Here is a 12,389-nt window from a genome sequence, read left to right on the forward strand (position 1 = left end):
CCGCCGTCCGAGCCAGCGAAGAGGCTGTTCTTGCGGTTGAGGGCCATCACCCGTTCATTCTGCCCATGTCGGGCAATTTGTTGAGGTGCATTATCGCTGGCACGCGCTTTTCGGCCGACAGTTTCGGGTGGAGCGTGTCGACCGACGCAAGTCCGGCCAGTTCGTCCATATCGAGGTGCTGCCTGGAGTGTTCATGGTCGTGACCGCGTGGATGCTCGATCCGGCGGCTTGCACCGGCATGGACCTTGGCACACCGCGCGTGTCGCTCGCGGCCCTGTCAGATCTCGATGACCTTCTGAGTCGGCGCGGTCTTCGGCGAAGCTCTTCCGGTGATCTCATCGCCGGAAAGGAACAGACCGATGCAAGACCTGCCCATCAAGCCTTCATGCCCCAGGCAACTACAGATGCAGTTCGACTCGAAGCGGTTGCGCGGGATGAGTCTCCAGGAGCGCCAGCAGGTGGTGACGTGCCTGGCCATCCTCCTGGCCGAAGCGGCGGGAGAAAGCGAACCGGAGGGAAGCGATGATGGACGGTGATCTCCTTCCGCCGGCCATCCTGCAGCGCAAGGCGGTGGTCTATGTGCGTCAATCAACCCAAGCCCAAGTCGAACTCAACACCGAGAGCCGGCGACGGCAATATGAGCTGGTCGAGGTCGCGCGTCGTCGTGGTTTCCGGACCGTGGATGTGATCGACGACGATCTTGGCCGCTCCGCCAGCGGCATGGTGGCCCGGCCCGGCTTCGAGAAGCTCGTCGCCGCCTTGTGCGCCGGGGAAGTCGGCGCCGTGCTCTGCTTTGACGCTTCGCGGCTGGCACGCAATGGCAGGGACTGGCACCACCTGCTCGAACTGTGCGGGCTTGTCGAGGCGCGTGTCATCGACCTCGATGGCATCTACGATCCCTGCCTGCCGAACGACCGCCTGCTGCTCGGCATGAAGGGCAGCATCAGCGAGTTTGAACTCGGGGTGATCCGAGCACGCATGATTGACGCCGCCCGGGCGAAGGCCCGCCGCGGCGAACTTCGGATCAGCGTGCCGATCGGCTATATCTGGCATCGCGATATCGGGCTCGGCCTCGATCCCGACTTCCGGCTCCAGCAAGTGATCCGGTTGGTCTTCGAACGGTTCCGCCAACTCGGCAGCGCGCGGCAGACGCATCTGTCGCTGGCGGCGGAGGGGGTGTTCTTTCCGCGGCCTTCGGACGGGAAGCGCCTGACATCCTTCGACTGGACAGCAATCCGCTACCGCAATGTCATCGGCCTGCTGAAGAACCCCTTCTACGCAGGAACCTATGTTTATGGAAAGAGCGAGAAGCGGATCGAATTGGTCGACGGGCGCGCGCGCAAGTCCTACGGCCATGGCAAACCACCGGAAGCGTGGGACGTGCTTATCCATGATCATCATGCCGCCTATATTGATTGGGCGGAATACGAGCGGAACCAGATGCTGCTCGCAGCCAACGCCTATGGACGTACGGGAGGACAGAAGTCCGGGCGGGGCGGTCGTGCCCTTCTTGCCGGCATGCTGACCTGCGGGCGCTGTGGCCGCGGCCTGGCGGTCGCCTATGCCGGCGCCCCGCCGGGGCGCCCGACCTATCGCTGCGACCGGCCCAATCTCATGCTCGGCCTGCCACGTTGTCTCAGCTTCGGCGGTTCCCGTGTGGACGCCGCGATCGCATCGGAGATACTGCGTGTGGTCGAGCCGATGGCGATCGAGGCCGCACTGGAGGCGGAGCGGATGCACAGGGAAGGAGAGGCCGAGCGTCGGCGCGTGGCCGAACTCGATCTGCAGCAGTCAGAATACGATGCTTCGCTGGCAGAACGGCGCTATGCCGCCTGCGACCCGGAGAACCGGCTTATCGCAGCCCAGCTCGAGAAGCATTGGGAAGCTGCGTTGCGGCGTGTCGAGGCTTGCCGGGCGCGCCTTGCCGCAACGGATACCTTGGACCCGACCGCGCCGATGCCCAACTTCGAGAGCTTGGCGGCGGACCTTTCCGCAGCCTGGTTGGCGCCGGGTGTCACGACCCGAAGCCGCCAGCAACTGATCCGGGCGCTGATCTCGGACATCATCGCCGATATTGACGACGTGACACGGGAGGTCGTGCTGACGATCCACTGGCAAGGCGGTCAGCATTCGCAATTGCGGGTGCGTAAGCCAAGGACGGGGGAGCATGGTTGCCAGACGCCCGAGCAGGCTCTGGCCGTGATGGAGCGGATGGCAACGCGCTTTTCCGACACCGATATCGCGGCCACCTTGAACCGGATGGGCGTGCGCACCGGCCAGGACAAGACTTGGACGGCGCACCGGGTGGCCTCCATCCGCAGGGTGCGCGGTATCCACGCCTTTCGCTCGGCCGAGAAGGACGGCGCTTGGCTCACCATGCGCGAGGCCGCGGCAAAACTCGGGGTGACCAGCCATGTCGTGCGGCGGATGATCCAGGACGGGATTTTGCCTGCCGAGCAGGTCGTTCCGGGCGCGCCTTGGCAAATCCGGGCCGAAGAACTCGAGAGCGAATGCGTCGTCGAGGCACTTAGACAGAAAGGACGCCCGCGTCACGCGGCCGACCAGAACCAACTTCCAATATTTCCAGACACTTGAAAAAGAGGGGCATAATGACTCACCACTCGTCTGGGGCCTGATAGCCCGCTCGACGATGGCGGAGTCGAGTTCAATCAGGCCGTCGGTCAGGAAGCGCTCGAAGATGTCGCGCCGGGCGATGGCATAGCGGATGGCCTCGGCCAGCTTCGATTTGCCCGAGATGCGGGGCAGTGTCTGCTGCCAGAGGGCGAACAACTCGGCGACGATGGGCGCGGAGATGGCCTGCCGCGCGGCGGCGCGGGCCTCGGGGCTCTGGCCGCGCACCTGGGCCTCGAGCTTCCACAGATCGGCCATGCGCTCGACCGTGGTGGTGGCGACCTGGCTGTCCCCCGCGGTGTGGAGCTCAAAGAACCGCCGCCGGCTATGGGCCCAACATCCAGCGAGGCGCGGGCCATCATTGCCCCCATCCTTGCGGACAAGCTGGTTGTAGGCGGCATAGCCGTCCACCTGGAGGATGCCGCCGTAGCCGCCGAGATGTCGGCGCACACATTCTCCGGATCGGCTGTCCTCGAAGCGATAGGCCACCATGGGTGGCCCGCTGCCGCCGAAGGTGCTGTCGTCGCGGGCATAGGCCCAGAGCCAGGCCTTTTTCACCGCGCCGGTGCCGGGCGCGAGGGTCGGCAGGCTGGTTTCATCGGCGAAGACGCGCGGGCCCTTCAGGATTTCGCCCAGCACATGCGCAGCGAGGATCTCCAGCTCGAAGCCGACCCGGCCCATCCATTGCGCCATCAGACGCCGGTCGATCTCCACCCGGTCGCGGGCATAGATCCCTTCCTGCCGGAACAGCGGCAGGCCATCGGCATATTTGGAGACCGCGATCTGGGCCAGCAATGCCTCGGTCGGCAGGCCGCTTTCGATGATGTGGGCCGGGGCGAGCGCCTGGACGACGCCATCCGCGTCCTTGAACGCATATTTCGGGCGGCGGGTGACGATGACACGGAACCTGGCCGGAATGACATCCAGCCGCTCCGAGATGTCTTCGCCGATCAGCACTTTCTTTCGGCCCGCGTGTTCCGGCAGGTTCTCGGGTTCGATCACCACCTCGACCCGCTCGAGATGGGGCGCAAAGCCCTTGCGCGGCCGCGGAGCCTGCTTCTCGCCCGAGGTCCGGCCTTGACCTGTCTGCGACCTCAGCGCCGAGATGCCGGTTTCGATCTCCTCGAAGACGAAGGTCTGCTGCGCCTCTTCGTCAGCACCAGCCCCAGCAGTGCCAAGCTTCTCGGAGCGCCGCCCGAACCGGGCCCGGTCATAGGCCTTCAGGATCTGCATCAGCCGCTTGATCCGCGCGTCGGCATCGAGGCTGCGGGCCTTCAGGGCCGCATTCTCGTCCTCCAGCACGGCCGTCTTCTCCGCCATGGCGCGGACCATGGCCTTGAGCAGGTCCATGTCATCGGGCAGGGAAAGATCGTCGGTGCGCATGCCGCTGAGGATAAACCAGAAAATGCACCAACTTTGAGTCAGACCCAAAATTGCATGCCGAAACACAAACAATCTGACCTATGGCTCCATCATCAGCGTCTACACCGGGCCGGACGAGGCCATCACGGCCCTGACCGACGACGGCATCGACGAGCTAACGGACATGCTCAGAGACGCACGCCTCACAGCGGAAACCTGGCACCAGTTCCTCGACGACTTCGTCATCGATCCTGAACTCGTGCAACGCTTCAAGGCTCAACCGCCGCGGTAACAATCGGCCGGTTACAGGCGACGGGGGGGCAGGTCAGGTCGCATCGATGATTCTTGCGGCCAACTCTTTTCCGGGGCGCGGGGCCCTCTCAGATCTGATTGAATGGGTAGCCGAGGCGTGGCTTGGCGCGATAGCGCGCCGGTTTGTGCGTGTCGTCGGCGACGTCCCCCATTAGCTCGTTGAACAGGTCGTGTACCCACATCGGTCGTTCGCCGGGGATCAGGACGAATTCGGCCATTCGGCCATGAAATCTAGCCGGTTTTACGAGCTTTTCGACCACGTGATAGGCGGCCCGGTTGGTGTAATCGTCGAACAGGAGGGTTGTGGGCTTGGTGATCCTTAAGAAGGATGCGACGAAGCAGCTGGCGCGGAACCGGCCGTCGATCAGGATCAGATCCGGGACACGAAAGAAGGATTCCGTCCAAACCCGCGTAGGGTAACGATAAAAACTGGACCAATGTTCGGAGCTCTGGGGGCGACCCCACGAGCCAGTAGGACCGATGTCTACATGGTAAACGACGGTTGGAGAAGGTAGGTTCGCGGCGTTGATCTGGGCTTGTAGGACGGTGGCCCAATCCAGTGAACTTTCGACCGACATGACGAATTTTCCGGGCAGCGAAGCCGCAAGATAGGTGGATCCGCCGGAACCGTATTCCAAGATCACTTGTGCCTCTCGGTAGTACCTTCTGATGATGGCAGCCTCTTCAGCGGGGAAGGTCAGAACGGGAGCGGTCCGCGTAGCTGACAACTGCAAGTCTTCTGTTGACATCTTTCTTTCTTATTCAGTTTCGGCAGGGATGGCAGCGCAACCAGAGTGGGCTCGCCGCCAAGAATGGCAAGAAAGTGGGACGCAAGTACTTGCCCGTAACCCGACTATTCATGCAGGGCCTGCCAGGAACAAGAGTGGATCAGCCGGCGGCAAGGATTTTCCGCGAGACTGGTCAGTTGGCTCAGCCGGTTTCGGCAATGCTGGCGAAGCCGGTGTCCCGGTAGGCCCGGTATTCCTCAGCCTCGTTCCAGTATTGGCCTCGCGCCACTTCGGTCTTGGCCTTGGCAGCGAAGCCGGCGTGGTATTTGAAATGTGCGAAGATCAAATCCTCCGCCGCGTGATTGACCTCGGTGGCATAATGCAGGCTGGTCGAGAAACGCATCCACGGCAGGTAGCGGATCAAGGCCGTCTTCTGGGCTACGAAGGAATCTGTGCGCGCGCTAGGCATCAGGCGGTGACGCAAAGCACTGGTCAGGGTCTCGCTGTTCGAGAACGGCCCGCGCCAGATCGAGTTGCGCAAGAACGGCTCGTTGTCGAACAGCGGAGCGGCCTCGAAAGGGGAATGGCGGCTGAAATCGGCCAGCGCGAAATTGCCCTTGGGATACATGTCACGCATCAGAACTCGCTGGGCGTCGACGTCTTTCGGCAGGCCCGCTACATGTTCTCCCAAAGTTGACCCCGGGGGTAGTATCAGGAATTCGTCGGCATCCGCGACCAGCGACCAGCATCCCCCGCGCAACTGGCTCATCAGCGCTAGTTTCCAGTCGGTCCCTTGGTTGGTAGTCCTGAACTGGCCGGAGGCGCTGAATAGGCCTACGTCGGTCTGCGCCGCCAGATAATCCAGCGAGCCGTCATCCGATAAGTTGTCTGCGATCAAAAAGCCACCGACACCGAGGCGTCGGTAATGATCGAGGAAATGCGGCAGGATGATCCTTTCGTTGCGAACCACCGCGATCACCACGACCTCTGCACCAGTTGCTTGGGCCAGCCGCTCGGGGGGGGAGATTAGACACAGGGCACCATTGTCGTAGCCTGTACCGGGCTGCCGGTTTGAGGGCCAGAGGCGGGCCGGTGATGGATGGTGTGCGCTCCGCGCCGCTTCGACCGCCGCGCCGGGAACAACGCCGTCGAAATGCACGACCTTGCAATGGCGCAGCCGGTCGTTGGCCATCACTCCCTCGGCCCATTGCGGCACCGCTATCCCGTTGCGGTGGGACTTGCGGAGGATCAGGCTGTAATAATTGGCGCTTTCAGGAACGAAACCCGCCTTGGTTAGGAGCGTGCCTATCATCCGGTCCTCCGAGAAGGCGCCGGCGATCAGCCGGCGTCCCTCGATCTGTTGGGTCGCCGCCATGATGGAGGACATGGCTGCCCGGCTCAGCGCATAGCCCGTCGAGCCGTCGGTATAAACGCCTTCCAGCGGCAGGGTCTCGAAGCTCAGCCGTGCGGCCTCGTCCGTGGCGCGCCCTTGGTGCCAGCCGCGCTCCGCTAGGCCACCGGATTTGTCCAAGCGCCGGCCGTACCAGTCGGCCAGACGCCAGAGCGCATCACCAAACCACGCAACGGGATCGACATGGCAATCGTCGTCGATCTTCAGAACATGTGCGAAGCCAGTATACGTCATAACCCAGTCGAGCATGGCGACGATCTTCTGCGGCAGGCCTTCGTAGGTATCTGGGGCGGCGACCTGCAGTATATCCCCTTCCAGTTGGGTCTCCGTGCCGCCGACTACGATGAGATACGGGATTTGCATCTGGTTGAGATCGGCCAGCCAACCCCGCCTCAGGGCGTCGGCCCGAGTGTCGAGATTGGCATGACATGAGACCACCAAGACCAACGTATCGATCAGGGCTGGTCCAAGCGGCACCGTAGCGGGACGGCGCAAGGGGGAATCCCCGGGAGGGGAAGGGGGCAGGATATCGGTTACGGGTGCCAGTTCGGGTCTCGTCGCGGCACAGGCGCGTAGCCGCGCCAAGGCGCTGCGAGGGAAGGGCGCGCGGGCCATCAGTAAGCGCTCGGACCCGCTTAGTTCGCGGAGCAGCGCGGTGATGCCTGGGACTAGCGCTAAGAGGGCGGCCCGGGCCTCAGGGGCGGGGTTAGGTGCCAAATCGGCTAGCAGGGCCGCACCGATACCGATGCCAGCATAACGTGCCTCAGGACTGGCCAGTTGCTCAAGCAAGGCCAGAAGCTGTGTCACGGCGTCCCCAGGCTTTGGAGGGAGTGCGGACAGAGCATCCGGCGCCCAAGGGGCTGAAATGGAGCGGGCAAGCGCCATGGCGTGGCGTTGGAGATCAGCTCGGGGGTCGGCCGGGACATCCCAACTCGCCTCACGCAGGGCCCGCCTGAGGAAGGCGTCGGGCAGCGGCTGCCCGGGCTTGGGGGCGAGATCAGCGCGTAGAAGTGTGGCGGTGCCGTTCGGTGCCTCTGTCAGGGTGCGGCTGACTGCGGCGCCGCCAGCTATTTGGGGGCCTAAGAACTCGACTTGCAGGCGTTCGATATCGGCAACCCCCAGGTTGCGCAGCCGCCGCAGGCCAGTTTCCGCCAGGACTGCCGAAGCGTAGTTTTTTCGCCCGGAACTGGCCCCTGCCTGCAGAAGACGAAAGGCTTGCAGCCCCGCGACCAGTTCTGCGGGGAGGTCGCGCCCGGTCTTGGCCTGCGCGGCAATACCATCCCAGAACGTCGGCGAGGTTCCGAAGGCCCGCAGCGACCGCCAGACTACGAAGTTGCTTAGCTCGCTGTCGAGCAGGCCGAGATCGCGCGCCAGCAGGGACAGGGTGCTGCGGATCATCTCGGCGCAGGAAAGCGGCGCTCGGGCTTCCGCGGCGCGCAGGAGGGCGTGAATCAGCGTGGTACGCAAGCTGGTGGCGAGCCGATGGCCCGCGGAGGGGGCGGCATAGCGCAGAACCCAGGCCAGGACCGGGGTCGACACCCAGTTGCAGGGGGTCTCAGCGATCTCCCTTGCAATCAGATGTGCGCTCGGCTCATCGCCAGAAAGGAGGTGGAAAGCGAGGGCCTGCGCTCGATTCCAGGGCTCGGCTGCCGCCGGCAACTCGAACCCCTGTGCCCGCAGTAGGGGTTCGAGCTGCGACAGGCTGTCGGCTCGGCAAAACTCGACACTGGCGGAGAGGACCAGCGCCCGCCTGTCGTCCGAAGTGGTCGCCAGTGTCAGGGCCTGAGTGAAGGCAGATCCGAGCTGTGCGGACAGTTCTACTGCTCCTTGGGGTTGGCGGAGTGCCGCTCCGAAGGCGGCGATGGCGGCCTGCCCCGGGGGCGGGGCGACCGGCCTGACGGGATCGGGGACCAACTGCCGCAGACCGGTTAGCGCTGCCGCCTGTCGCAACCACTCGGTCAATTCCTCTCCGGCCGCCGAGGGGGCGAGGGCGCCATAGTGAACATGCTCAAGGGCGCCAACCAAGATGGCCGCTTCCCAGTTCTCGGCGGGCTGCTCGGCCAATTGCGCCAGCCTCTCGCGGATTGCCTCGCGGGGAATCGTAACGCCGCCGCCCGGCCAGTGGAGTTCAGCCGACTTGCCGGGCGGAGTGTTGCGCCAGATCCAGCCCGGCACTGGAACCTCGATATGCCCACAGCGGGCAGGATCGCACAGAGTCTTAAGTGAAATTTCGCCGCACCGGACCTCTGTCGCTTCGTCTGCGGAGATTTCCAGGCTAAGAAAGCCAGCGGGAGTGAGCATGCTCATTGACGTCATGGGGATCGCCGGTTGCGTTGTCTGTTCAGGCCAATAACCTGTTTGTTGCCATATGAATCGACTCTTCCCGGAAAGTCTATCAGACAAACTTCATGATGAACCCCTGCTCGACGAGACGTACATGACCTATGAACCTTCGCTTCTCGATCTGCTCCGACACGCACAGCCGCCTTTCGACGCGGCCTGGTATGCCGGCCGTTACCAAGAGGCGTCGCAGGGCGTAATCGATCCCGAAACCCATTTCTTAACTGTGGGCCAAAGGCTGGGCCGGGGGGGCTGTGCGATCCAGCCCGAGCTCGATCCCGACTCGGGTTTGGCTCAGGCATTGGCCCGACGGCAGGTAGAGGCCCGGGATCCGGATCGCATCGTCCTATCCTATTGCATCCCCGTCATGAACCGTCTCGCCGATCTGCAACTGACCTTGGCCGAGAACTTGTCCGCCAATCTCCCTTACCGCGGCCGCATTGAGTTCTTGGTGATTGCATTCGAGGATCAGCCCGAGATCTTGCCTTGGCTGCGGCAGAGCTTCGCCTCTCAAATGGCGGACGGATACCTGCGGACAATCGCGCTTCCCTCCCTGCCGGTATGGCATTTCGGACGGGCGAAGAACAGGTTTCGACCCTACCTGGCGGGGCGGCTCTACTCCTCGCTCGACGCCGACAATTTCGTGACTGGCGACGAGACCGAATTGCTCCTCGACCTGTTCGATCACGAAGGCGCGACATTCATGGTCCATCACTTTTCCGGCACTTGGGGGGATGGCAGCTCGGGCCGGCTGACGATGCCTCGCTGGGCCTATCGTCAGGTCGGCTACGATGAGGATCTCCTGCCTCGGCAATTCGACGAGGTGGATGCCATTCTGTCCACGCTCGTGCGTTTTCCCGGTCTTACGCTGTGCCATTACAACACCGAAGATACGGTGCTTGACACCGACAACATCCGTGCCTTCCTGCGCGGCGTGGGTTTGAAGCCTCACATGCGCCGGCTGCCGACGCCTGACCGGCGCCCGGCGGCGAACCCCCGGCCTGCCACCTATGTAACCGATGATCCGAAGATCGCGGCCATGCAATCGATCAACGAGGGACTATGCTTCCTTAAGCACCTAGTCGACTACGGAGAGCGCGAACGCTGGCTGCAGCGCTTGGAGCAAGATGTCGACCGTCTCGTAAAAGAGACGGGTCCGGACAGTGCTTTGAATCTGATATTCGCCCCCAAGCTCCTGGACTTACTGGACACCGTAATCTGCGCCCACCACCATGCGGCAGGCGCAAGCAGTCGAGGATCGGATCTGCCAAGGTAGACGCGGCGAAGAAGGATAAACGCAGGCGCCATCCGATCCCGGACCACATTCCTCGGATGGAGATGGAACTGACCCTTCTGTATCTGGGTTTTGCTAGACTTGCCCCGTCACCAGCCCAGGCCAGGGTCAGTGACGGGGTGGTGCGCGACGTCTGACCCTTGTGGCATGACCACGCTTCTTAGCCTGTCGGCGCCGCCTCTCTTCATCGTCTCGAACAGTTGATTGCGGCCTTGATGCTGACCGAACTTCTCGAACAGCACCATGGCCAGCAGATTGGGTGTGTTTCGGCATGCAATCTTGGGTCTGACGCAGATTTGGTGCAGTTGAGCTTCAACCTCGCTACATTTTGGCTTTCTTTCAGGGAGTTTACCGATGGCGTCATGGTTTTCGCGCCGAGATTTTCTGCCGGCAGGGCTTACGGCCGATCAGATCGAGCTCGATGGCAATACGATCCGTATCCATGCCCGCTCTTCGGAGGCCGCGGCCGGCTGTCCACGCTACGGGAGCATTTCGGGCCATGTCCACAGTCGGTATCGACGTCGCCCGGCTGATGTTCCCGCGCATGGGCGAGCCGTGGAAATCGTCTTGCAGGTTCGTCGCTTTCGCTGCCGCGCGCCCGGCTGTCCGGCCCGGATCTTCGCCGAACGGTTCCCGTCCGGCGTCACCCGACCGCATATGCGACGCACCTCGCGCTTGCAGGATCTTGTGCGTCACCTCGGTCTTGCCCTCGGCGGACGACCTGCTCAGGCGCTCGCCCGGCGCCTTCTGGTGCCGGCAAGCAAAGACACGTTCTTGCGTGGGGCGCGGAACCTGATGGGCCCCGCTCCGAACCCACGCGTGTGATCGGCATTGATGACTGGGCATGGCGCAACCATCCTCCCTGAGGCGGCGCCAAAGCTCGGTGCCATTCCGGCAGCCGCCGTTCCATTCCCGCTCCAGCCGTGGCAGCCAGGGTGTCAGACTGCTTTCGCGGATGCGGAAGACATCTTCGCGCTCGCCACGCAGGATCTGGCGAACGAGCTTGCGGCTGAGACCGGTCGAGCGGACGATACGCTTGATGGGCAGGCCCTCATCGGCCATCGTCCTCACCATCCGATTGGTTTGCTGGCGACGCCGAAAGCCTTCGTATTGCAGCCTTTCCGCTGCCGTCAGCAGCGCGGGATCGAGCGTCTTCGCGCCGATCGCCTTGCGGATGACAGGCATGCTGCGCTGCACGGCCGCCAGGAATGCGGCACTCGCGTTCTCAAGCAGATGCCAACGATCGGCGACCTGAACCGCCTGTGGCAAGGCACGGGTGGTCACCATCGCCAACGCGCTGTGCAAGAACCGTCAAAAATGGACCGCCGCGACAGCCTAACAGATACAGTTGCTAAGAATGCTCTGTGTGAGAACCGTCAGAAATGAAACGGCACGAATGGTCTGGCAGATACAATTTCTAGCAAACTCCTTGTTGCGCGGCACAGCCAGAAGTGTCAGAGACGTGGGCGAGCTCGCCCGATCTTTGTACTAAAAAAGGCCCTTCTAATCCCCATGAGCCGAGTGAAAATCAAACGTGGCAAGCACCACGACGACCACAGGCTGGTGGTGCGCTTCCGGGAACTGGTTGTCCTTCAAGCGCTCATCCTGGAACAGCAGTCGGAAATCGAGGCATTGCGGGCGCAGAACCGTCGGGCGGCGCTAGCCTCGCCCCCGCCCCCGAGCGCGTCGGATGGCTCGGCTGAAGGCGAACTAGCTGTGGCCCGTGACCGGATAGCCGAATTGGAGCGGGTACAGTCAGATTTGGTGAGCGCGGTCAACGAAAAGGAGCGTCAGCGTTTCGCCCTGGCGCTCGAGCTGCAAAGCGCTCTGATCCGGGTGGAAGAGGTCGAAAACGCCCTGATCAGCGTCGATCCGGCCGATCTCCCCGGCGAGGTCCCCTCGGAAGATACCCGGCTGCGAGAAACCCTGCGCCTGCAGGAGAAATTGCTGCAGGAACGCGAAGAGGCCATTGTTGAATTGCAGGATGCCCTCGTCCAAGCTCAGGAAGAGCGGATACAAGCTGGGACTGCTCTGCTACCCACGCCTTCTGAGGATATCACCCGGCTGGGAGAACTCCTTCGGATCCAGGGCATCCAGTTGCGCGAGTATGAGGACAACATTGCTGAACTGACCACCGCGATGCGGGACCGCCCCGCGACCGCTCCGTTGCAGAGCCTCGATCCGCTCGTGCGTGCTCTCATGTTGGAGTATCATGCGACGATAACCGCCGCCTTAGCGGAGCGGGATCATGCCATCTTGACCATGACCGCCGATTCTAGCGCTGGAATGCAGCGCGCTACAGAGTAGAGCA

The 12,389-nt window shown here is 63.0% G+C and carries 9 protein-coding genes and 2 pseudogenes; 5 read left to right on the forward strand and 6 right to left on the reverse strand.

The window, feature by feature from the left end:
• Positions 1-46: 46 nt before the first annotated feature.
• Positions 47-169 carry a hypothetical protein gene (locus NBE95_RS13135; protein WP_289895860.1) on the reverse strand — a complete coding sequence of 41 codons (123 nt, stop codon included), beginning with the start codon at positions 167-169 and terminating at the stop codon, positions 47-49.
• A gap of 190 nt (positions 170-359) precedes the next feature.
• Between NBE95_RS13135 and NBE95_RS13140 the strand changes: the two genes are divergently transcribed.
• Together NBE95_RS13140 and NBE95_RS13145 are read left to right on the forward strand one after the other, a co-directional pair.
• Positions 360-536 carry a hypothetical protein gene (locus tag NBE95_RS13140; protein WP_289895859.1) on the forward strand — a complete coding sequence of 59 codons (177 nt, stop codon included), beginning with the start codon at positions 360-362 and terminating at the stop codon, positions 534-536.
• On the forward strand, positions 526-2,595 hold the full coding sequence (locus NBE95_RS13145) for a recombinase family protein (RefSeq protein ID WP_289895858.1): 2,070 nt from the start codon (positions 526-528) through the stop codon (positions 2,593-2,595). The genes NBE95_RS13140 and NBE95_RS13145 overlap by 11 nt, the downstream gene beginning before the upstream one ends.
• A gap of 30 nt (positions 2,596-2,625) precedes the next feature.
• Here NBE95_RS13145 and NBE95_RS13150 read toward each other — a convergent pair.
• From NBE95_RS13150 to NBE95_RS13160, 3 genes and pseudogenes are all read right to left on the reverse strand, one after another.
• Positions 2,626-4,014 (reverse strand): annotated as a pseudogene (locus NBE95_RS13150) (IS66 family transposase); the annotation flags it as partial.
• Positions 4,015-4,373: 359 nt separating this feature from the next.
• Entirely contained in the window at positions 4,374-5,054 is a 681-nt protein-coding gene (locus NBE95_RS13155; protein ID WP_289895864.1) for a hypothetical protein, read from the reverse strand.
• 181 nt (positions 5,055-5,235) lie between these two features.
• Positions 5,236-8,751, reverse strand: a complete 3,516-nt coding sequence (locus NBE95_RS13160; protein WP_289895865.1) for a glycosyltransferase family 2 protein — start codon at positions 8,749-8,751, stop codon at positions 5,236-5,238.
• A 61-nt stretch (positions 8,752-8,812) separates the two neighbouring features.
• Between NBE95_RS13160 and NBE95_RS13165 the strand changes: the two genes are divergently transcribed.
• Entirely contained in the window at positions 8,813-10,060 is a 1,248-nt protein-coding gene (locus tag NBE95_RS13165) for a hypothetical protein (protein WP_289895866.1), read from the forward strand.
• 107 nt (positions 10,061-10,167) lie between these two features.
• On the opposite strand, the gene NBE95_RS13170 is transcribed toward NBE95_RS13165, so the two are convergent.
• Positions 10,168-10,323, reverse strand: a complete 156-nt coding sequence (locus NBE95_RS13170) for a hypothetical protein (protein ID WP_289895868.1) — start codon at positions 10,321-10,323, stop codon at positions 10,168-10,170.
• A 109-nt stretch (positions 10,324-10,432) separates the two neighbouring features.
• On the opposite strand from NBE95_RS13170, the gene NBE95_RS13175 reads away from it, so the two are divergent.
• Complete coding sequence (locus NBE95_RS13175) at positions 10,433-10,903, forward strand: transposase family protein (RefSeq protein ID WP_289895940.1); 471 nt, start codon at positions 10,433-10,435, stop codon at positions 10,901-10,903.
• Positions 10,904-10,939: 36 nt separating this feature from the next.
• Here NBE95_RS13175 and NBE95_RS13180 read toward each other — a convergent pair.
• Positions 10,940-11,353 (reverse strand): annotated as a pseudogene (locus NBE95_RS13180) (ISL3 family transposase); the annotation flags it as partial.
• Positions 11,354-11,590: 237 nt separating this feature from the next.
• Between NBE95_RS13180 and NBE95_RS13185 the strand changes: the two are divergent.
• Entirely contained in the window at positions 11,591-12,385 is a 795-nt protein-coding gene (locus NBE95_RS13185) for a hypothetical protein (protein ID WP_289895869.1), read from the forward strand.
• The last annotated feature ends 4 nt before the right edge of the window (positions 12,386-12,389 follow it).

The organism is Paracoccus sp. TOH, assembly GCF_030388245.1.
Classification (GTDB): Bacteria; Pseudomonadota; Alphaproteobacteria; order Rhodobacterales; family Rhodobacteraceae; genus Paracoccus; species Paracoccus simplex.